General features: G+C 72.7%; 18 protein-coding genes. 10 read left to right on the forward strand and 8 right to left on the reverse strand.

Going from position 1 to position 21,187, the window contains the following annotated elements; translation table 11 throughout:
* Window positions 1-241: 241 nt before the first annotated feature.
* The 3 genes from ACGFR9_RS13730 to ACGFR9_RS13740 all read left to right on the forward strand — a co-directional run bounded on the left by ACGFR9_RS13730 (window position 242) and on the right by ACGFR9_RS13740 (window position 2,070).
* Window positions 242-622, forward strand: a complete 381-nt coding sequence (locus ACGFR9_RS13730; RefSeq protein ID WP_393206916.1) for an STAS domain-containing protein — start codon at window positions 242-244, stop codon at window positions 620-622.
* 147 nt (window positions 623-769) lie between these two features.
* On the forward strand, window positions 770-1,282 hold the full coding sequence (locus tag ACGFR9_RS13735) for an EF-hand domain-containing protein (protein WP_030216027.1): 513 nt from the start codon (window positions 770-772) through the stop codon (window positions 1,280-1,282).
* A 302-nt stretch (window positions 1,283-1,584) separates the two neighbouring features.
* Window positions 1,585-2,070, forward strand: a complete 486-nt coding sequence (locus tag ACGFR9_RS13740; protein ID WP_393207530.1) for an ATP-binding protein — start codon at window positions 1,585-1,587, stop codon at window positions 2,068-2,070.
* Window positions 2,071-2,498: 428 nt separating this feature from the next.
* Here the strand turns inward: ACGFR9_RS13740 and ACGFR9_RS13745 are convergent, their stop codons facing one another.
* Window positions 2,499-3,521, reverse strand: coding sequence for a GlxA family transcriptional regulator (locus ACGFR9_RS13745; RefSeq protein ID WP_393206919.1), 1,023 nt, complete (start codon window positions 3,519-3,521; stop codon window positions 2,499-2,501).
* A gap of 71 nt (window positions 3,522-3,592) precedes the next feature.
* Between ACGFR9_RS13745 and ACGFR9_RS13750 the strand changes: the two genes are divergently transcribed.
* Window positions 3,593-4,915 carry an MFS transporter gene (locus ACGFR9_RS13750; RefSeq protein WP_393206922.1) on the forward strand — a complete coding sequence of 441 codons (1,323 nt, stop codon included), beginning with the start codon at window positions 3,593-3,595 and terminating at the stop codon, window positions 4,913-4,915.
* 422 nt (window positions 4,916-5,337) lie between these two features.
* Here ACGFR9_RS13750 and ACGFR9_RS13755 read toward each other — a convergent pair whose 3' ends face one another.
* From ACGFR9_RS13755 to ACGFR9_RS13770, 4 genes are all read right to left on the reverse strand, one after another.
* Window positions 5,338-6,531 carry a flavin-containing monooxygenase gene (locus tag ACGFR9_RS13755; RefSeq protein WP_393206925.1) on the reverse strand — a complete coding sequence of 398 codons (1,194 nt, stop codon included), beginning with the start codon at window positions 6,529-6,531 and terminating at the stop codon, window positions 5,338-5,340.
* Window positions 6,532-6,634: 103 nt separating this feature from the next.
* Window positions 6,635-7,300 (reverse strand): pyridoxal 5'-phosphate synthase, encoded by a 666-nt coding sequence (locus ACGFR9_RS13760; RefSeq protein WP_393206928.1) that lies wholly within the window; start codon window positions 7,298-7,300, stop codon window positions 6,635-6,637.
* A 27-nt stretch (window positions 7,301-7,327) separates the two neighbouring features.
* On the reverse strand, window positions 7,328-7,753 hold the full coding sequence (locus tag ACGFR9_RS13765; RefSeq protein ID WP_393206931.1) for a pyridoxamine 5'-phosphate oxidase family protein: 426 nt from the start codon (window positions 7,751-7,753) through the stop codon (window positions 7,328-7,330).
* 155 nt (window positions 7,754-7,908) lie between these two features.
* The gene (locus tag ACGFR9_RS13770) at window positions 7,909-8,544 is read right to left on the reverse strand and encodes a TetR family transcriptional regulator (protein ID WP_393207532.1); all 636 of its coding nucleotides are present in this window, start codon (window positions 8,542-8,544) and stop codon (window positions 7,909-7,911) included.
* Between the two features lie 134 nt (window positions 8,545-8,678).
* On the opposite strand from ACGFR9_RS13770, the gene ACGFR9_RS13775 reads away from it, so the two are divergent.
* From ACGFR9_RS13775 to ACGFR9_RS13785, 3 genes are all read left to right on the forward strand, one after another.
* Window positions 8,679-9,416, forward strand: coding sequence for a VOC family protein (locus ACGFR9_RS13775; protein WP_393206934.1), 738 nt, complete (start codon window positions 8,679-8,681; stop codon window positions 9,414-9,416).
* Window positions 9,417-9,603: 187 nt separating this feature from the next.
* Window positions 9,604-11,979: a PQQ-binding-like beta-propeller repeat protein gene (locus ACGFR9_RS13780; protein WP_393206937.1), complete on the forward strand. Its 2,376-nt coding sequence runs from the start codon at window positions 9,604-9,606 to the stop codon at window positions 11,977-11,979.
* A gap of 104 nt (window positions 11,980-12,083) precedes the next feature.
* Complete coding sequence (locus ACGFR9_RS13785) at window positions 12,084-12,626, forward strand: hypothetical protein (protein WP_393206940.1); 543 nt, start codon at window positions 12,084-12,086, stop codon at window positions 12,624-12,626.
* Between the two features lie 238 nt (window positions 12,627-12,864).
* Here ACGFR9_RS13785 and ACGFR9_RS13790 read toward each other — a convergent pair whose 3' ends face one another.
* The 3 genes from ACGFR9_RS13790 to ACGFR9_RS13800 form a co-directional block, all read right to left on the reverse strand.
* On the reverse strand, window positions 12,865-13,050 hold the full coding sequence (locus tag ACGFR9_RS13790) for a hypothetical protein (protein WP_393206943.1): 186 nt from the start codon (window positions 13,048-13,050) through the stop codon (window positions 12,865-12,867).
* Window positions 13,051-13,238: 188 nt separating this feature from the next.
* Window positions 13,239-16,196 (reverse strand): BTAD domain-containing putative transcriptional regulator, encoded by a 2,958-nt coding sequence (locus tag ACGFR9_RS13795; RefSeq protein ID WP_393206946.1) that lies wholly within the window; start codon window positions 16,194-16,196, stop codon window positions 13,239-13,241.
* Between the two features lie 125 nt (window positions 16,197-16,321).
* Complete coding sequence (locus ACGFR9_RS13800) at window positions 16,322-16,726, reverse strand: nitroreductase/quinone reductase family protein (protein WP_393206949.1); 405 nt, start codon at window positions 16,724-16,726, stop codon at window positions 16,322-16,324.
* A 253-nt stretch (window positions 16,727-16,979) separates the two neighbouring features.
* On the opposite strand from ACGFR9_RS13800, the gene ACGFR9_RS13805 reads away from it, so the two are divergent.
* The 3 genes from ACGFR9_RS13805 (at window position 16,980) to ACGFR9_RS13815 (ending at window position 21,153) form a co-directional block, all read left to right on the forward strand.
* Window positions 16,980-17,840, forward strand: a complete 861-nt coding sequence (locus ACGFR9_RS13805; RefSeq protein ID WP_393206952.1) for an LLM class F420-dependent oxidoreductase — start codon at window positions 16,980-16,982, stop codon at window positions 17,838-17,840.
* 46 nt (window positions 17,841-17,886) lie between these two features.
* Window positions 17,887-20,475: a bifunctional FO biosynthesis protein CofGH gene (locus ACGFR9_RS13810; RefSeq protein ID WP_393206955.1), complete on the forward strand. Its 2,589-nt coding sequence runs from the start codon at window positions 17,887-17,889 to the stop codon at window positions 20,473-20,475.
* A 105-nt stretch (window positions 20,476-20,580) separates the two neighbouring features.
* Window positions 20,581-21,153, forward strand: a complete 573-nt coding sequence (locus tag ACGFR9_RS13815) for a hypothetical protein (RefSeq protein WP_311643650.1) — start codon at window positions 20,581-20,583, stop codon at window positions 21,151-21,153.
* The last annotated feature ends 34 nt before the right edge of the window (window positions 21,154-21,187 follow it).

The following is a 21,187-nucleotide window of genomic DNA, read 5'->3' on the forward strand; positions in this document are numbered from 1 at the left end:
GCAATGTGCGCCCCCGGAAGAGCCGCAGGTGGTAAAGGGCCGCCCGCCCATGTCGGACACCGCTCGCGCCGCATCTACCCACCCCGTATCGATCGGAACCGATCGAATAAGATCGAAGGCGACTAAAATAAGCCCTTTCTGTTCGGTATTCGTTTCTGGGCTCGCGTTTCGGGGAACGGCCGGTGGGCAGCCGCGCTGCAAGGAAGCGTAGGGACTTCTTCCGTTTCGGCGAGCGAGGGGCGTGGTGGTGACCTTCAAAGTGACCGACGGGGAGCACGGCGAATGGGCCGTGCTCCGGGTGTCGGGCGAGCTGGACCTGGTGACGTCCCCGGTGCTGCGCCAGCGGGTGCACGACGTGGTGGCCGAGGGCAGGCACAGCCTCGTCCTCGATCTGTCCGAGGTGTGGTTCTGCGACTCCAGCGGCGTCGGCGTGCTCATAGGCTCCCGCCGGCTGCTCCGCTCCTGCCAGGGCAGTCTGCGGCTGATCCTCCCCGCGCGGGGCGCCGCCGACGGCAGTCACGTCAACAAGGTGCTCGGCGCCCTCGGGGTCCGGCGCCTCTTCGAGATCCACCCGGACGTGCTCTCCGCGGTCGACGAGGATCCCCGCCCGCTGTCCGCCTGAGCCGTGTGCGGGCGCTCACACGTGTCACACGCGTGTCCCGTTATTCCCCCGGTCTTGGTCCGGGCGTCGTTTTCGCGCACCCCGGAGGCCCTCCACGACGTACGCTCCCAGCGAGACGACCCACCGACCTAAGGCGGCCTGAGAGACATGGTCACCAGCGAGAACGAGCGCAGGATCGCGGCCCGGTTCGCCGGCTTCGACCAGGACGGCAACGGCTACATCGACCGCGAGGACTTCAGCGCGGCGGCCAAGGCGCTGCTCGCCGAGTTCGCCGTCGCGGCCCGCTCCGACAGGGGCCAGGCCCTGTACATCGGTGCCGAGGCGTTCTGGCAGGGCATGGCGGGCATCGCGGACCGCGACGGCGACCAGCGCATCACGCGCGAGGAGTTCGTCAACGGAGCGGTCAAGCGGCTGCACGACAACCCGGACCGGTTCGCCGAGATCGCCCGCCCCTTCCTGCACGCGGCGCTGGCCGTCGCGGACACCGACGGCGACGGCGCGGCCACCGTCGAGGACGCCGCGCGGGTCCTGAGGGTGCTCGGCGTCCCCGAGGACCTCGCCCGTACATCCGCCGCCGCGCTGGACTCCGACGGCGACGGCAGGATCGGCGAGGACGAGACCGTACGGTCCTTCGCCCGGTACTTCACCGTTCCCGAGTAGGCCGTCTCCCGCGCGGATGTCACGGATCGTGGCATCGCCATGATCACGGAGCGTTGGCGCCGGCGCGCGGCTCGCGTCGCACAGTATGCCGCACGTGTGCTCCTTCGCGCTGGAATATGCCCGAAGCGCTTGTAGGCGTGACTGTGCGTCAACCATGCTGTCGTGCAAGGGAATCACGTTCCGTGACACCTGTCCCGGGCGTTGTTCCGGCCATGCAGAGAATGGCTACGATCGTGGCCCTCGTGAGGCGCGAGGCCAGGTGTCCGCCGGTTCGGATGGTGTGAGCGGTGCAGGTGCTTCAAGTGCAGCTGGAGATCCGGCCCGACCCCGCTGAGGTGGGACGGGCCCGGAGGTGGGCCCGCTCACGGCTGGCCGGTTCGGGCCTGGAGGCGGACGGGCCGCTCGCCGAGACGCTGATCCTGCTGGTGTCGGAGCTGGTCACCAACGCCGTGGTGCACACGGGGTGTGCGGCCGTGGTGCGGCTGTCCCTGCCGGGGGTGGGCCCGGACGCGGAGGCCTCGGGTCCGGCTTCGGGGACGGGCACGGGGGAGGAGGGCGTCGTGCGTCTGGAGGTCGCCGACCGTAGCGGGCGGGCGCCGGTGCCGCGGTGCGTGGACGGTGAGGCCACCGGGGGGCGGGGGCTCGCGCTCGTGGACGGGCTGGCCGATCGGTGGGGGTGGAGTGCGGAGGGGGCCGGGAAGCGGATCTGGTGCGAGCTGGATCGCCTGGGCGGGGGGTGCGAGCGGGGCACTGCCGTGCACGGCGCGGTGACGTATCAGGCGGTGTGAGGGCGCGGGAGAGCCCGGGGCGTCCGGTTGCGCGGCGGGTGCGGGCGCGTTGTGGTCTCTCGCGCAGCTCCCCGCCCTCGGGGAGTCGGCCGGGCCGTCTGTTCGCGTAGGCGCCCGTCCTCTTGGTCTGCGCAGTTCCCCGCGCCCCCGAGGGGCGCCGCGCCCCCCTGCGAGAGGTGGGGCGGAGTGGTGCGCCGGGTGTGCTTCTGTGCGCTGTGGCGGGGAAACGGGTGTATACGGCAAGTGGGGTATTTGCGAGCGAATCGGTGTTGACGTGTCGTGACCGTTTGATCACGCTGTTCGTCAGCGATTCGCCGCGAGGGGACGGCGAGGGCGGCGATGGGAGCCCTCGACGAGTGTGGGTCGTGACGAGGGGCGGTGCGGCGCTGACGTGCTCGGGGCGGACGGCGCCGCACCGCCACCGGCGGTCAGGGCGCCGCGGAGTTGTCCACAGACTGTGGACAACCGGCCGCCCCCGCCCGGAAGGTCCGCCGGTACGCCGTCGGTGTCACGCCCAGCGCCGCCTGGAGGTGCTGCCGCATCGACTGCGCCGTGCCGAAACCGGCGTCGCGCGCCACCTGGTCCATGGACAGCTCCGTGGACTCGAGCAGATGCCGCGCCCGCTCTACCCGCTGCTGCGTCAGCCACTGCCCCGGACTGACACCCGCCTCCTCCCGGAAACGGCGTGTGAAGGTGCGTACCGACATCGACTCCCGCGCGGCCAGGTCACGCAGCTGGATCGGCTCGTGCAGCCGGACCAGCGCCCACGCGCGTGCGCCGCTGGTGGAGGCCTGCTGCGGATCGGGCACCGGCCGCTGGATGTACTGCGCCTGCCCGCCGTCCCGGTGCGGCGGTACGACCGTACGGCGGGCCACGTCGTTGGCGACGACGGCGCCGTGATCGCGCCGCACCATGTGCAGGCACAGGTCGATCCCGGCCGCCACGCCCGCCGACGTCAGGATCGAGCCGTCGTCGACGAACAGCACGTCCGGGTCGACCTCGATTCGCGGGAACAGCCGCTGGAGACGCTCGGCGTCCGCCCAGTGCGTGGTCGCGGGCCGGCCGTCGAGATACCCGGCGGCGGCCAGGACGTACACGCCCGTGCAGATGGAGGCGAGCCGGGTGCCGGGGCGGATACGAGCGAGGGCGGCGGCCAGCTCGTCGGTCAGCTCCCCCCGCTCGAACACCGGTCCGAGCTCGTACGACGCCGGGACGATCACGGTGTCGGCGGTGGCGAGTGCCTCGGGGCCATGGGCGACGTGGATGGCGAAGTCGGCGTCGGTCTCCACCGGCCCGGGCGGCCGGATCGAGCAGGTGATCACCTCGTACAGATGCCGGCCCCGCTCGTCCTTCGGGCGGCCGAAGATGCGGTGCGGGATGCCCAGCTCGAACGGGAGCAGCCCGTCGAGGGCGAGGACGACGACACGGTGGGGCCGGAAGCCGGGAGCCATGGCCCGATCCTAGCGAATGCTGTCCCTCGGGCCACTCGTTGCCTTCTGCTCCGTCACGGAAGCTCTATGGCGTGACCCAGACAAGTCAGTCCGCCGCCGTCGTGGAGCCGACCGCGGGCGGGGGCCCGAAGCCGAGCCGTGTCCGTGTGCACCGCGCGTGGTTCGTCGCCGCCGTCACCTTCGTGACGATCATCGGCGCGGCCGCCTTCCGCTCCGTACCGGGCCTGTTCATCGACCCCCTGCACGACGAGTTCGGCTGGTCGCGCGGGACCATCGGCGCGGCGGTCTCCGTGAACCTCGCGCTGTACGGCCTCACCGCGCCGTTCGCCGCCGCGCTGATGGACCGCTACGGCATCCGGAAGGTCGTCGCGGTCGCCCTCGGCGTGATCGCGCTCGGCTCGGGACTGACGGTGTGGATGACGGCGGCCTGGCAACTGCTGCTCTGCTGGGGCCTGCTGGTGGGGCTCGGCTCGGGTTCCATGGCGCTGGCCTTCGCGGCGACCGTCACCAACCGCTGGTTCACCGAACGGCGGGGCCTGGTCAGTGGCATCCTCACCGCGGCGTCCGCCTCCGGGCAGCTGATCTTCCTGCCGCTGCTGTCGTGGATCGTCACCCGGTACGAGTGGCGCCCGGCGGCCGTCACCGTGGCGCTCGCCGCGCTCGCGGTGGTCCCGTTCGTCTGGCTGCTGCTGCACGACCATCCGGCGGACGTCGGCCAGAAGCCGTACGGCGCCGCGGAGTTCGTGCCGAAGCCGGCGCCCGTTCCGGGGGTCGCGCGGCGGGCGTTGACCGTGCTGTCCTCGGCGGTGCGCACGGGGCCGTTCTGGCTGCTCGCCGGGACCTTCGCGATCTGCGGCGCCTCCACCAACGGGCTGGTCCAGACCCACTTCGTGCCGGCCTCCCACGACCACGGCATGCCGGTCACCACGGCGGCTTCGCTGCTCGCGGTCATCGGTGTCTTCGACGTCGTCGGGACGGTGGCGTCCGGGTGGTTCACGGACCGCTTCGACTCGCGGCGGCTGCTCGCGGTGTACTACGCGCTGCGGGGGATCTCGCTGCTGTTCCTGCCGATCCTGCTGGCGCCGAGTGTGCATCCGCCGATGCTGTTCTTCATCGTCTTCTACGGGCTGGACTGGGTCGCCACCGTGCCGCCGACGCTGGCGCTGTGCCGGGAGCACTACGGGGACGACAGCCCGATCGTCTTCGGCTGGGTCCTCGCGTCGCACCAGGTGGGAGCGGCGGTCGTCGCCTTCGCGGGGGGTGCGGCACGGGACGCGTTCGGCTCGTACGACGTGGTCTGGTACGCGTCGGGAGCGCTGTGCGCGGCGGCGGCGCTGATGGCGCTGGTGATCCGCCGCCACCCGGAGCCGCCGCTCACACCGACGGCGGCCTGACGCCCCGCCGCAGCCGCGGCCGCCCCGCCGCCTCCGCGCTCCCGCGGGCAGGCGCGCCGCCGCCGATTTGCGGGCAGGCGAGCCCGCCCCTCCGCGGGCAGGCGTGCCCGCCCCTCCGCGGGCAGGCGTGCCCGCCCCTCCGCGGGCAGGCGTGCCCGCCCCTCCGCGGGCAGGCGTGCCGCAGGGCGGCACGGGTGGGCGCGACGGCACCCCGTCAGCGCCGGGCCGCGCGACTCCCCCCGTCCCGCACCCACACCGTTGACCGGTGCGACGCGGGGGTGGGTGCACTCGCCGGCGCTTGCCGGGTGCCTCCCCCACTCTCGGCTTCGCTCGAGCGGGAGGTACCCCCACCGCCCACCCGTGCCGCCCCAGCGGCACGACTGCCCGCAGCTGCGGCGGGGTGGTGGGGGGGTTGTCGGCGGCTACGTGGGGAGTTGGGAGGCCTTGGTCGACCGCGCGACCGCTCGGGCTATTCGTTGCGCGTCCAGGGCCAGTTCACGGAGGTTGCCGCTGATCGGGTTCGTGAAGCCGGTGAAGTAGAGGCCGGGGGCGGCATCGGGCGTGCGCCCGCCGTGTGCCACCGGCCGCCCCCGCGCGTCGAGTACGCCGAGCCCGCCCACCAGCCCCTCGAGCCCCCGGGCGTACCCCGTCGCCGCCACCACCGCGTCGGGGCCGATCCGGGACCCGTCCGCCAGCGCGACCTTCCCCTCCTCGAACCCCTCCACCGCCGCCACGATCTCCACCGTCCCCTTGCGCACCGCGTCGATCAGACCGACGTCCTGCACCGGGATGGCCCCCTCCAGCACCCGGCTGTACAGCCCGGAGCCGGGCAGCGGAAGCCCCCGGTCCGACAGATCCGGCAGCGCCACCCGCGCCTGTACCCGGCACAGCCGGTCGACGAGCCCCACCGGCAGCCGCCGCACCAGCACCCCCGAGTACTGCGCCGGCCAGCCCGCCGTGGAGCGGCGCACGATGTGCGGCGGCGTACGCACCGCCAGCCGCACCCGGGACGCGCCCCCCTCCACCAGGTCCACGGCGATCTCCGCCCCCGTGTTGCCGATGCCCACCACCAGCACGTCCCGGCCCGCGAAGGGCTTGGCGTTGCGGTACTCGGACGCGTGCAGCAACTCACCGCCGTACGCGTCCCGGCCCGGCCAGTCGGGCACGCGGGGCGTGTGGTTGAAGCCCGTGGCGACCACGACGGCCGCGCCGGTCAGCTCACGGCCCCCGGTGGCGTGCAGCAGCCAGCCCGTGCCGTCGGGCGTCCGCTCGACCCGGGAGACCTCCACACCGGTGACGATCTCGAGGCGGTGGTGCTCGGCGTACTTCTCCAGGTACCGGACCACGTCGTCCCGGGCCACCCACCGCCCGAACCGGCGCGGCATCGGCAGCCCCGGCAGCGCGGACAGCCGCCGGGTGGTGTGCAGACGCAGCCGGTCGTAGTGGCGCCGCCAGGAGTCGCCCACGCGCTCGGAGCGCTCCAGGACCACGGCCCGCACCCCCCGGGCACGCAGGGCGTACGCGACGGCGAGCCCGCCGGGGCCGCCGCCGATGACGTACACGGGTCGGTCCGCCCGGTTCGGCGCGGGTGTGGAGAAGTCGGAGGTGTCGGCCATGAGCGCGAGCGTAATCACGCACCAGGTTGATGGGTATCGGTCAAGACCGGAATTGGTTGCGGATTGATCACGTGTGCGGGGATCGCGGGTACGGATGTCCACCTCACGGCCACAGCAGCTCCCTGCTCCACCCCTCCGCGCCCCGGCGGTACCGCAGCCGTACATGCCGCCGCTGCGCGTCCCCCTGGAAGAACTCCACCTCGTCCGGCCGCAGCCGGTACAGCGTCCAGGACGGCACCGGGGCGTCCGGCGCCCGCCGCGCCTGCTCCCAGGCCGTCTCCGAGGCCCGTGCCAGTTCCTCCGCCGAGCCGAGGACCTCGCTCTGCCTGCCGGTCAGCGCCGCCGCCAGCGCCCCGGTGGAACGGGCGTGCAGATCCGCCTGCCCCTCCCGCACCGGAGCCGCCCCGACGGGCCCGCGCACCCGCACCTGGCGGCCCAGCACCGGCCAGTAGAAGGCCAGCGCGGCATACGGGCGCGCGGCGAGGTGGCCGCCCTTGCGGCTGTGCGCGTGCGTGGCGAAGGACCAGCCGTCGTCGTCCGCGCCGTGCAGCATCACGATCCGTACGTCCGCCAGCCCCTCCGCGTCGGCCGTGGCCAGGGACATGGTGTGCGGCTCGGTCTGCCCGGCCGCCACCGCCTCGGCGAACCAGCGCGTGAACAGCGGCAGCGGCGCGGCGGGCGCGGTGGCCGGATCGAACGGCGGCAGGGCGGTGACCTCCGGGTCCCACACCCGCAGCGACCTCAGCAGCTCATGGAGATCGGGTTCCATGCGCCGATTGTCGGGTGTCCGGCCCGCTCACAGCGACCCGAGGTCCGACGACACCCACCGCTCGGGCCGCATCCGTACGACGACCTGCTCGCCGTGGTTCTTCCAGGCGAAGTCGACGTACCCGTCGACCTTGTCGGCCGGCAGATAGCGCGCGGAGAGCTCCCGCAGCCGTTCGATCGTGGCGGGGGCGGTGTCGAGCACCGGCCCCTCGACGGAGACGTAGCGGATGGTGGGTTCGACGACGTCGACCAGCAGCGAGAACCGGCCCGCCGTGCCGATCAGCCGGTTCTTGCGCGAGTCACGGCCGGTCATGATCCATACGTCGGCGCCGGGCGCGTACTGGTACCAGATCGGGACGGTGAGCGGCGCGCGGCCGTCCTCCGCGTTGACCGCGAGTGCCGCGATGTGCGGCTGGGCCAGGAACTGTTCGCGCTCTTCGCGGGTCAGGGCCATGACGGGTTCCTCCTGCGGCATAGGGGTGCGGAACGGTTCGCTGCACTGCAACACCGCCCGTAGCGGCCGGTGTTCCCCCGGGAGAACGACAGGCGGCGGCCCACCGGGGTGAACCACCGCCTGCCTGACAGGACATGAGGGACGAGTCCGGCCTCCTACCTGGTCGGCTTCTTGCCCGTGACCCCCAGATGCACCAACAGCGCCAGGTTCGGTTTGAGTTCGGCCTGCTTGACGCCCCAGGAGGAGAAACCTTTCTGGTGGGAGGCGACAGCCGCCAGCATCGCCACCAGGGAGCCCGCGACCGCCGCGGGATTCACGTCCTTGTCGATCCGCCCCTTGGCCTGCAGTTCGGCGACGGAGTCCGCCAGCGAGCTGTTCACCGTGTTCAGGATCTTCATCCGGATCTTGTAGAAGCGCTTGTCGCCCTCGGCCGCGCCGAGGTCCACGACCCGCAGGATCGCGTCGTTGGTGCGCCAGAACTCCAGGAAACCGTCGACGAGTTCCTGTGCCGTCTGCCAGCCGGCCTTCCCCGCCCAGGAGCGGCCCTCCAGCAGTTCGCTCAGCCCGGCGCTCTCGGCGGCCATGTGCTCGGCGAGCTCCAGGACGGCGCCCTCGACGTCCGGGAAGTACTGGTAGAAGGTGGCGGGCGAGGTGCCCGCCTTCCGTGCGACATCGATGACTTTGACGTCCCGGTACGGGGAGGAGCTGAGCATCTCGCTGAGGCAGTCGAGCAGCTTCTGCCGGGTCGCCTGCCCACGCCGGCCGGCCACGCGGCCGTCGACGGTACGCACTTGTCCTGTCATGACGTCAGCTTACCGACGGGTGATCTGAGCGCTATTCGGCCGACTGCAAATGGGGTGTGGGGGATCGGCGGGTCCGGTGTGCCTGGTCTGCGGCCTGCGGGCGACACGGTTACGTTGGCGGCATGGCCGAAAACAGGGCATCAGGGCACAGCGCGCCGGCGTACCCGGAGGGCACCGCCTGCTGGGTGGACGCGCAGCTGCCCGACGTGGAGGCGGGCAGGCGGTTCTACGGCGAACTCTTCGGCTGGACCTTCGAGGACCAGCCCCAGGGGACCGTGCGTGCGCTGAAGAGCGGCGAACCCGTCGCCTCCCTCGTCCGCAAGACCGACGGCCGGCTGCCCACCGTATGGACGGTCTCCTTCGCCACCCCGGACGCGGCGGCGCTGTGCCGGCGCATCCTCACGGGCGGCGGGCAGGTCGTCGCCCCGCCGCGGCCCTTCGGCGACCTGGGTGTCACCGCCCTCGTCACCGACCCCGAGGGCGCGGTGTTCTCCCTCTGGCAGGGCACCGGGACCCCCGGCTTCGGGCGCCGGCACGAGCCGGGCACCTTCGCCTGGGTCCAGCTGTACACACGGGACACCGCGACGGCCAACACCTTCTACGGCGGCCTCTTCCACGACGCCCTGTTCGGTCCGGACGCCGCCCCCGACTTCGGGCGCGCACCGGTCTCCGACGTCTTCGCCGCCGAGATGCCGCCGCACTTCCTCGTCCACTTCGCCGCCGACGATCCCGCGGCCGCCATGGCGGAGGCGGTCCGGCTCGGCGGCCGGATCCAGGTCCCGCCCTTCGAGACGTCGTACGGCACCGCGGCCGTCGTCACGGACAATCAGGGGGCGTCCTTCGCACTGCTGCGCCGCTGACTCATGGGTCGGTCCGCCCCCTTGTGTCATATGTAAACCCTGACACCCTATTTGTCGGCCGGTTCGCAACCGCGGCTCCGGACAGGAACAATCGGGGTGCGTGCCGCCATGGCGGTGCGGTGGTGAGACGCTGCACTTCGGTCGTGCACAGGTGGTGGCGCGACTCGTACGGGGAGGTGGCAGGCAAGTGGTGGATCAGCTGACGCAGCACGATCCGCGGCGTATCGGGCCGTTCGAGGTGCTGGGACGGCTGGGAGCCGGCGGCATGGGGCTGGTCTATCTCGCGCGCTCGGCGTCGGGCCGGCGGGTGGCGATCAAGACGGTCCGGACGGAACTGGCCGAGGACCAGCTGTTCCGGGTCCGTTTCACGCGCGAGGTCGAGGCGGCCCGCGCGGTCTCCGGTTTCTACACGGCGGCCGTCGTGGACGCCGACCCGCGCGCCGCCGTGCCGTGGCTGGCCACCGCGTACGTTCCGGCGCCCTCCCTCGAGGAGATAGTGAACGAGTGCGGGCCGATGCCGGCCCAGGCGGTGCGCTGGCTCGCTGCGGGCGTCGCGGAGGCGCTCCAGTCGATCCACGGCGCCGGACTGGTGCACCGTGACCTGAAGCCCTCCAACGTCCTCGTCGTCGAGGACGGCCCCCGGGTGATCGACTTCGGCATCGCCTCCGGTGTCTCGAACACCCGTCTGACGATGACGAACGTCGCCGTGGGCACGCCCGCCTACATGTCCCCGGAGCAGGCGAAGGACTCCCGCAGCGTCACCGGCGCCAGCGACGTGTTCTCGCTCGGCTCGATGCTGGTCTTCGCCGCCACGGGACATCCGCCGTTCCACGGCGCCAACCCCGTCGAGACCGTCTTCATGCTGCTGCGCGAGGGCCCGGACCTCGAGGGACTCCCGGACGAGCTGCGTCCGCTCATCGAGGCCTGTATGCAGATGGAGGCCACGGGCCGGCCCAACCCGGCCGACCTCCAGGCCCAGCTCGCCCCGCACCTGTTCGGCTCCGGTTCCGACGACAGCGGTACGGCGTCGGCGTGGCTGCCCGAGCGGGCGGTGAGCCTGATCGAGTCCCGCCGGGGCGGCCGCCCCGCCCCGCGGCCCGCGCACGGATCCGGCCGCAGTGCCGGCGGTGCCCGGCCGCACGTGCCCCCGCCGCCCTCGCACGACCCGGTCGTCCCGGTGCCCCCGCCCCTGCCCGCCCCGGTCGGCGCACCCGCGGGCGCCCCCGACACCGGCCCCGTACGGCTCGCGGGCGCCGCCGTGCCCATCGGACCCGGCCCGCGCGTCGCCGACGCGCGCGCGGCCGCCGTCAAGGCACCCCCGCCGGAGGCCGCCCTGGCCGCCGTCTGGTCCAAGCCGCGCCCCGGTGTCAACGGCGCCGACCCCGCCGTACCGGCCCCGACCGCGCCCACCGCCGTACCGCCGGAGCAGCCCGGCGGCTGGCGGCCGTGGCGCTTCCGCATGTCCAACGACGTCTGGGGCACCCCCGCCGTCGACGGCGACCTCGTCTACGTCACCTCCTTCGAGGTGCACGCCCTCGACGTCGCCACCGGCCGGCGCCGCTTCAAGACCCGCGACGTCGCCTGGTCGATGGCGGTCGCCGACGGCCGTATCCACGCCTCCGACGGCCCCACCCTGTTCGCCCTCGACGCCCGTGAGGGCGGCGATCTGTGGCGGCAGTCCACGGACGCCTGGGTGTACGCCCTCAAGGCCGAGCGCGGCACCGTGGTCACCGGCACGCGCGGCGGCGGCGTCCAGGCGTGGGAGGCGTCCACCGGGCAGAAGCTGTGGGAGATCAGCGGCTGCCAGACCGACTTCGAGTCCCCGGAGGCCGGGCCGGCCCTGTACGAGGGCACGGTCTTCGTCTGGCAGGACGCCCGCCTGCGCGCCCTGGACGCCCGCACCGGTGAGGAGCGCTGGTCGTACCCCATCGGCGACGCGGCCTCCTGCGGCGGCGTACCGGTCCGGGTCACGCACGCGCCCGACGGCTACGCCTACGTCAGCGCCGGCACCCGCGTCCTCGCCCTGGAGGTGGCCTCCGGCCGTGTCCGCTGGCACTTCGAGGCCCCGGCGGTCTTCCTGGCCCCGCCCGCCTTCGTCACCGGACCCGCCGTCACCGGCGGCGGTGTCTACCTCGCCGACTACCTCGGCACGGTCTACGCCCTCGACGCCACCGACGGCCGCGACCGCTGGCGCATCGCCACCGAGTCCCGTGCCTCGGTCGAACCGGTCCTGGTGGCCGCCGGCCACGTCCATGTGGGCAGCGGCAAGGGGCTGTACACGCTGGACGCGGTCACGGGCACGCCCAAGTGGCGCTTCCAGTCCGGCGGCGAGATCGTGGGCGCGCCCGCGGTCGCCGAGGGCCGTATCCACTTCGGCTCCAGCGACCATCTGCTGTACACCCTGAAGGCCGACGACGGCCGCCTGAGATGGAAGCTGGCGACCGGCGGCGAGATCACCGGCTCCCCGGTGGTGCGGGACGGTGTGGTGTACGCGTGCAGCAAGGACCGCTGCGTGTACGCGCTGGACGCGGAGAAGGGGACGGGGACGGCGCGGACGGCGTGAGGCGTGTGGTGTGAGGGGGCGGCGGATCACCCCCTCACACCGGGTACGCGACGGTCGCCGGACGGTGACATGCTCGTGACACGAAGATCGATAGCCTGACGGCTATGAATTCTCGGGGGCACACACTCAAGCTCACGGCGGTCTCGGCACTCGTCGTCCTCACCCTCACCGGCTTCTCCACCGGCCGCGGCCACGGCGGCGGCCACGGCGACGGAGGCGGGGGCGGCTGCAGCAGTTCGAGTCAGAACCACGACTCGTCGACGTCGGGCGGGTCGCACCGCGACTACGACGACGATGACTACGGCGACGACGACTACGGCGACGACTACGGGTCCGGTGGTGGTACGGACAGCGGTGAGAGCGCTTCCTCGTCCGAACTGGACGCCAGTGTGGACCTGGTGGACTGTGCCTCGGAGGCGACCCCGTACGCCACGGTCCAGGTCACCAACCAGAACGCCGTGGACGGCGTCTTCACGGTCACCGTGAGGTTCGAGGACACGGCCGGCGCGGAGGTCGTCACCCGCTCCCAGGACGTCGCCGTCCCCGCGAACGAGACGGTACCGATCCGCGTGAACGTCGGCACCGACGTGGACGTGACCGAGGTGGCGGAATGCGACCCGGGGATGTACGCCCCGGTGGCCGGCTGACGCGACGGGGTCTGTCAGTGGGCGTGGGGCCGCCCGCTTCTTGGCAGTGTCGTGTGTGGTGCGAGCCGGACGGTACTCCTGTATGTGGGAGACCGGATCCGAGCGAGGAGTGACACGGAGGCGGTGCGCCGCCAGTCCGGAGATGCGCACGATTCGCGTCCACCACTGACCGGACACACGTCGGCCGCGACGGCTCCCCCTCCGCGCCGCCGCGGCCGATCCCCGTGCGGGAAGTGGTCTACTTGCCGTCCCCGTCCAGGTCCAGGGCCGGCGGGGCGGGCATGTTGGTGTCGAGCGTGCGGATGTCCGCGTTCTTCGGCGGGCTGGGCATGTTGGTGTCCATCGTCGTGATGGCCTCCGCCGGCTCGCTGGGCATGTTGGTGTCCTGCGGGGTGGCGTCCGAGTCCTTGCGCGAATCGCTCATGGTCTTGTTCCTCTGCTGTGGTGGCGAGTCAGGAACGCCCGTCCAGAAGCTCCCCCGAGGGCCACCGGACGGGCGTTTCGGAGCCGCACCCTAATGGGTTGGCGCCTTGTCATCCCGCCTGCCCCCCGACGCGGCGGTGTGACACGCAGGAGAATGCCGGAACGCGATAAACGAATGCTGAACGCCGCTCAGGCTGCCGATGCGTGGGTGAGCAGGGCACGCACGTCGTCGGCCTCCGCAGCCTCGTTCTCCTCGTAGAGGTGCAGGGCATCCCGCCAGCACGCCCTCGCCCGGTCCACCTGCCCCAGCGCGGACAGCGCCCGACCGAGCAGCGTCAGGACGTTGCCCCGCATCCGGTCGCCTCCGATGCAGCCGAAGACGAGCGCCTGCTCGGCGTGCTGCGCAGCCTGTGCGGGACGCCGCTCCCTGATGTGCGCTTCGGCCATCCTGAAGTGGGTGGTGCCTGCCCAGAGCCGCTGCCGGTGGTTGGCGAAGATTCCCAAGGCCTCGGAGAACTGGGCGAGGGCCTCCGTGCACCGGTCGGCCATGATCAGCGCCACCCCCAACGCGTAGTGGCCGTTGGCCAGCCGCATGGTGCTCCCCACCTCGATGTGGACGGCGAGACCGTACTTGGCGAACTCGACGGCCTTCTCGATGTTCCCCAGCCCCATGTGCGCCCGGGAGAGGTTGCACAGGGCGGTCGCCTCGCACAGCCCGTTACCGGCTGCCCTGAACCCCGCTATCGCCTGGTCGAAGAAGACCTTGCCATCCGCGTACCGACGCTGATGAAGGGCGATGACCCCGCGGTCCTGGGCCACCCAGCTCGTGGCGGTACGGTCGCCTGCCGCGGCCGCGCACTCCATCGCGAGCCGAGCCTCCTCGGCTGCCTGCTGGATGCGGCCGGAGACCAGTAGAACGCCGGTCAGTGCCGTCCGCGCCCTGGCTTCCGCGCGGACGTCGTGGACCGTTTGGGTCGCCTCGCCGATGGCCCTGGCCGCCATCTCGTACTGGTGGGAGTTCGCCCCCGACTCGGCCAGATCCCGGGCCGCCCACAGGAGATCCACCGCTCGCCGGAGCCTGTCGGTGCCGGCAGCCTGCCGTACGCAGGCCAGCAGGGGCGAGGCCTCGCTGTACAGCCAGTCGAGGGCGGCAGTCCCGTCGGTGAAGTGCAACCCTGGGTACTGCGTCGGCTCCAGGTTGTCGACCAGCCGGTCCCCCGGGCGTTCGATCGCGTACACGCCCGTTGCCGTGGCCAGGTAGAAGTCCAGCACCCGTGAGAGCGCCGCCTCCCGTTCGCTGGGCGGCTGTTCGTCGCGTTCCGCGCACGCACGCGCGTAGAGCCGCACCAGGTCGTGAAGGCGGTAGCGGCCCGGGGCTGCCGACTCCAGGAGGGACGTGTCCACCAGGGACTCCAGCAGGTCCTCCGTGTCCTCCGCGGGGAGGTCCAGGACCGCCGCTGCCGCCGCCAGGGAGATGTCCGGGCCGTCCGCCAGGCCCAGCAGCCGGAACGCGCGGGCCTGGGCCGGCTCCAGTTGGCCGTAGCCCAGCTCGAACGTCGCCTTGACCGCCAGGTCGCCCGCCTGGAGTTCGTCCAGGCGGCGGCGTTCGTCGGCGAGCTTGGCCGCCAGGACCGAGACCGTCCACGTGCGGCGGGCCGCCAACCGCGACGCCGCGATGCGAATCGCCAACGGCAGGAAACCGCACGCCGCCACCACGTCCAGGGCCGCGTCCCGTTCCGATCCCACCCGTTCCTCGCCCACGATCTTCGTGAAGAGGGCCAGCGCCTCCTCCGGGGACATCACGTCCAGGTCGACCAGGTGGGCGCCGGCCAGGTCGACCATCCGGACCCGGGAGGTCACCAGCGCCGCGCAGCCGGCCGTGCCCGGGAGCAGTGGCCGTACCTGCGCCGCGTCGCGGGCGTTGTCCAGCAGGACCAGGACCTTGCGGCCGTCCAGGACCGAGCGGTACAGCGCCGCCCGCTCCTCCAGGGAGTCCGGGATCGCCGAGTCCGCCGTGCCGAGGGCGCGCAGGAAGGAGCCGAGGACCGTCTCCGGTTCCGCGGACCGGGCGCCCGCGCCCTGGAGGTCGACGTAGAGCTGGCCGTCCGGGAAGGCGGCGCGGGCGGTGTGGGCGACGTGGACGGCGAGGGTCGTCTTGCCGACGCCGCCGATGCCGGCCAGCGCGGACACCGCCATCACCTGCGCCTCCGCGCCGGACGCCGACGCCAGTACGTCGCTGAGCTCGCGTACGAAGGACGAGCGCCCGGTGAAGTCGGGGACCGTGGCCGGGAGTTGGGCGGGGCGGACGGGGACCGGGACCGGTTCCGTCATGGGGGCCGACGGTTCCGCCAGCCCGGGGTCGGCCCGGAGGATGCGCTGCTGGAGTTCCTGCAGGCCGGGGCGCGGGTCGACGCCGAGTTCGTCGGCGAGAAGGCGGCGGGTGTCGGCGTACACCGCGAGGGCCTCCGCCTGGCGGCCGCTGCGGTAGAGGGCCAGCATCAGCAGTTCGCGCAGGCGTTCACGGAGCGGGTGGGCCGCAGTGAGGGCGGTCAGCTCGGAGACCGTCTCCGCGTGGCAGCCCTGGTCCAGGTCCATGTCGAGTCGGGTTTCGAGGAGTTGGAGCCGCCACTCCTCCAGGCGCACCCGCTGGGCCTCCGCGTACGGGCCCGGCACCCCGGCCAGCGTCTCGCCGGCCCACAGGGACAGGGCGCGGTTCAGCACGTCCCGTGCGAAGGACAGGTCCCCCGTGTTGCGGGCCTTCTCCGCCTCCGCCGCGAGTTCCTGGGCGGCCGCGAGGTCCAGCGCGCCCTCGCCGAGCCCGCGCACCGCGTATCCGCCGGACTCGCTGACCAGCACCCCGGGATCCAGCACCTTCCGCAGCCGGGAGGCGTAGGTGCGCACCGCCGCCAATGCCTGCGACGGGGGTTCCTCGCCCCACAGGGCGTCGATGAGTTCCGCCGCCGTGGCCGTACGGCCCTCGCGCAGCAACAGGGCCGCGAGCAGGGCGCGTTGTTGAGGGCTGCCGGTGGCGACGGGGTCGCCGCCGCGCCAGGCGCGCACCGGGCCGAGCACGCTGAAGCGCAGCGCGTCGTGCTCCGCCGAGGAGTCCGGACGCCGCTGCTCCGGTCCTCGCGGCACACCGTCCATGTATTCCCCCTATGTGTCCTGTGCGACTAGCCAGTTTGCCTTGTTCATGGCAGATGCGTCAGTCGTGGGAGACGGCGATCACACGGGGAGCGGCCGGCCATCACCGAGCCCACACACGTTCGTCCTCAGTCGTCCAGATCGACCCGTACCGTCAGCAGCCCCGCCCCGAAGGCGCGTACGGCGACGCCGTTGAAGCGCGGCAGGGTACGCAGCCTGGCCACCGGGTCGTCGTCCGGGAGCAGTTGGGCGGTGCCGGTGTGCCAGCGGCCCCGGACGCGCACCCGTACCCGGGGGTCCGCCTTGATGTTGCGGATGTACTGCGACCGTTCGCCGAACTCCGACACCAGCCAGAACGAGCCCCCGTCCAGCCGCCCGCCCACCGGTGTCCGGCGGGGCAGGCCGGAGACCCGGCCGGTGGTCTCCAGCAGGGTCTGGAACGGCAGCCGGCGCAGGACGGGGTTCCCGATGCGGCGCTGAAAGGCCGTGGCCGCCCGGTACTTGCGTTCGGCGCGAGAGGTCCGAGGAGTCATCGTGCGTCGAGCCTACCGGCGGCCGAGGAGGACCGGGTCGGTGAAACCGGCCAGGGCCCCCGGCGACGTCCGGCGGAGGTGTGGTGCCGCACCTCGGCGCGTACGTGGGCGCCGTACGACGGTGTGGTGCGCCCCTCCACCACGGAACCGGCGGCTTCGAGGGCGCGTCCGGCCGATGCCGACCGGTCGGTATGGACAGACCGGGTCCGCGCGGGTATTGATGGGGACGTCGTCCGCGTACGAAAGGCCGCTCATGCGCATCGCCGTCACGATCTTCCTCACCGACGAGACGATCACCCCGGTCCGGCTCGCCCGGGAGCTGGAGCAGCGCGGGTTCGCCGGGCTGTATCTGCCGGAGCACACGCACATCCCCGTCGACCGGACCACCCCGTACCCGGCGGGCGGGGAGCTGCCGCGCGAGTACGGCAGGACGCTGGACCCCTTCGTCGCGCTCGGCCAGGCCGCCGCCGTCACCGAGCGGCTGGGGCTCGGCACGGGCATCACGCTCGTCGCGCAGCACGACCCGATCGATCTGGCCAAGCAGGCCGCGACCCTGGACCACCTCTCCGGGGGCCGGCTCACCCTCGGCCTCGGCTACGGCTGGAACGTGGAGGAGGCCGCCGACCACGGCGTCGAGTGGCGCACCCGGCGCGATCTCGTACGGGACCGGATGGGGCTGATGCGGGCGCTGTGGGCGGAGGAACCGACGGCGTACGAGGGAGAGTTCGGGAGCGTACGGGCCAGCCTCGCCTACCCGAAGCCGGTGCGGAAGCCGCGCGGGCCGGTGGCCGGACCGCGCACCCTGGTCGGCGGGGCGGCGGGACCGAAGCTGTTCGCGCACATCTGCGAGTTCGCCGACGGCTGGCTGCCGATCGGCGGGCGCGGGCTCACGGAGGCGCTGCCCGTGCTGCGGGCGGCCTGGGCCGACGCGGGCCGTGAGCCCGGCGCCCTCCAGGTCGTGCCGTACGCCGTGCGTCCCAGCGCGGGCAAGCTGGCGCACTTCGCGGAGCTGGGCGTCGAGGAGGTCGTGGTGCAGCTGCCACCGGAGGGGGAGGCGGGGGTGCTGCGCGCGCTGGACGAGGTGCAGCCGTTCGTGGCGGCGGAGGGGGCCTGATGCGGACGCCCGAGGGCTCTGATCACCGCGAACGTATGCTCAGAGAATGACGACTTCCGTGACCACCGGAACCGGCGGCCCCACCGAGAACGCGCTGCGGCGCGCGCTCCGACGCGCCCGGGACGGCGTCTCCCTGGACGTCTCCGAGGCGGCGGTCCTCCTCCAGGCGCGCGGCGCGCACCTGGACGACCTCTCCGCGACGGCCGGCCGGGTGCGGGACGCGGGGCTCGAGGCGGCGGGGCGGCCCGGTGTCATCACGTACTCGAAGAGCGTCTTCATCCCGCTGACCCGGCTGTGCCGGGACAAGTGCCACTACTGCACGTTCGTCACCGTGCCCGGCAAGCTGCGCCGGGCCGGGCACGGGATGTTCATGTCGCCGGACGAGGTGCTGGACATCGCCCGCAAGGGCGCCGCCGCCGGCTGCAAGGAAGCCCTCATCACCCTCGGCGACAAGCCCGAGGACCGCTGGCCCGAGGCACGCGAGTGGCTCGACGCGCACGGCTACGACGACACGATCGCCTACGTACGGGCCGTCTCCATCCGGATCCTGGAGGAGACGGGCCTCCTCCCGCACCTCAACCCGGGCGTCATGACGTGGACGGACTTCCAGCGGCTCAAGCCCGTCGCACCGTCCATGGGCATGATGCTGGAGACCACGGCGACCCGCCTGTGGTCCGAGCCCGGCGGCCCGCACCACGGCTCCCCGGACAAGGAACCGGCCGTACGGCTGCGGGTGCTGGAGGACGCGGGCCGCTCCTCGGTCCCCTTCACCTCCGGGATCCTCATCGGCATCGGCGAGACGTACGAGGAGCGGGCCCAGTCCCTGTTCGCGCTGCGGAAGACCGCCCGCGCGCACCACGGCATCCAGGAACTGATCATCCAGAACTTCCGCGCCAAGCCGGACACCGCGATGCGCGGCATGCCGGACGCGGAACTGGACGAACTCGTCGCCACGGTCGCCGTCGCCCGGCTGGTCCTCGGCCCGTCCGCCTGCCTCCAGGCACCGCCGAACCTGGTCGACTCCGAGTACGGGCGGCTGATCGCGGCCGGCATCGACGACTGGGGCGGGGTCTCCCCGCTCACCATCGACCACGTCAACCCCGAGCGGCCCTGGCCGCGGATCGAGGAACTGGCCGCCCACTCCGAGGCCGTCGGCTTCACCCTGCGGGAACGTCTCTGCGTCTACCCGGAGTTCGTACGGCGCGGTGAGCCCTGGCTGGACCCGCGGCTGCGCCCGCACGTGGCCGCGCTCGCCGACCCGGAGACGGGTCTGGCCCGTCCCGGAGCGCTCCCGCAGGGGCTGCCGTGGCAGGAGCCGGACGAGGCGTTCACCGCGAGCGGCCGCACCGATCTGCACCGCACCATCGACACAGAGGGCCGTACGGCCGACCGCCGCGACGACTTCGACGAGGTGTACGGCGACTGGGACGCCCTGCGGGAGGCCGCCGCCCCCGGCATGGTGCCGGAGCGCATCGACACCGACGTGCGCGAGGCGCTGCGCACGGCCGCCGACGACCCGGTGAAGCTCACCGACGCCGAGGCGCTGGCACTGCTGCACGCGGACGGGCCCGCGCTGGACGCGCTGTGCCGGGTGGCGGACGATGTGCGGAAGTCCGCGGTCGGTGACGAGGTGACGTACATCGTCACCCGCAACATCAACTTCACCAACGTCTGCTACACCGGCTGCCGCTTCTGCGCCTTCGCCCAGCGCCGTACGGACGCGGACGCGTACACGCTCTCCCTCGACCAGGTCGCCGACCGGGCCGCGCAGGCGTGGGACGTGGGCGCGGTCGAGGTCTGCATGCAGGGCGGCATCCACCCGGACCTGCCGGGCACCGCCTACTTCGACATCGCGCGGGCGGTGAAGGACCGCGTCCCCGGCATGCATGTGCACGCCTTCTCCCCGATGGAGGTCGTCAACGGCGCGAGCCGCACCGGCCTGTCGATCCGGGAGTGGCTCACGGCGGCGAAGGAGGCCGGCCTCGACTCCATCCCCGGCACGGCGGCCGAGATCCTCGACGACGAGGTCCGCTGGATCCTCACCAAGGGCAAACTGCCGGCGGCGACCTGGATCGAGGTGATCGAGACGGCGCACGAACTGGGCCTGCGCTCCTCGTCCACCATGATGTACGGCCATGTCGACCAGCCCCGTCACTGGCTCGGCCATCTGCGCACCCTCGCCGGGATCCAGCGGCGCACGGGCGGGTTCACGGAGTTCGTGACGCTCCCCTTCATCCACACCAACGCGCCGGTCTACCTCGCCGGGATCGCCCGCCCCGGTCCCACTTCGCGGGACAACCGCGCGGTGACGGCGATGGCCCGCCTCCTCCTCCACCCGTACATCCCCAACATCCAGACGAGCTGGGTGAAACTCGGCTCGGAGGGGGCGGCGGAGATGCTCCGCTCCGGGGCCAACGACCTCGGCGGCACGCTCATGGAGGAGACGATCTCCCGGATGGCGGGTTCCTCCTACGGCTCCTACAAGTCGGTCCAGGACCTGATCGCGGTGGCGGAGTCCGCCGGACGCCCCGCCAGGCCCCGGACGACCCTGTACGGCGAGGTCCCGGAGGAGCGCCGCCGGGCGGCCCGGGCCTCGGACGGGCACCTGCCGGAGCTGCTGCCGGTACTGGACTGAATCGGGCGGGGGGCACCACCGGCGCGGCAGTAGGATGATCCGAACCGCGTTCGATCGGGTGCCGTGGCCTTCGGTCGGGACCTGTAGCTGAGGAGATGCGTACCGGTGCCTGCCCGTCTTCCTTCGTGGGCCTGGGTGACCGGGCTGACCACGGCGGCGATCGCCGCGGTCGTGGTCCTGGCCGTCCAGGCGGACCAGGGGACGAAACCCACCGCCGCCACGACCCCGCCCGGTGCCTCCGCGCCGGCGGACGCGAAGCCGTCCGCCAAACCGCCGGAGACGGAGAAGAAGCCGGTGGCCGTACCCGCCGACTCGGGCACGGGCCGCCGGATCGTCTACTCCCTCGGCGACAAGCGGGTCTGGCTGGTGGACGACAGCGACGCCGCCCGCCGCTCCTTCGTGGTGTGGCCGGGCACGGTCTCCCCGGACCCCGGCACGTACACGATCGGCAACCGCACCGAGGCCACCACCGGCAGCGACGGCGTCCCGGTCGAGCACATCATGTACTTCGCCCAGAAGTCCGGCGTCTGGGTCGCCTTCTCCAACGCGGTCGACGGCACCTCCCCCGCCCCCGCCGCCCCGGACACGCAGACGGGCGGCATACGCGTGGGCAAGCCCGACGGCCGCGCCCTGTGGACCTTCGGCTCGGCGGGCACGACGGTCCGGGTCGTCGAGTAGCGGCGTCGGGCGCGCGGTAGGACCGCCGTGATGT

The sequence above is a fragment of the Streptomyces sp. NPDC048584 genome, from assembly GCF_043199595.1.
GTDB lineage: Bacteria > Actinomycetota > Actinomycetes > Streptomycetales > Streptomycetaceae > Streptomyces > Streptomyces edwardsiae.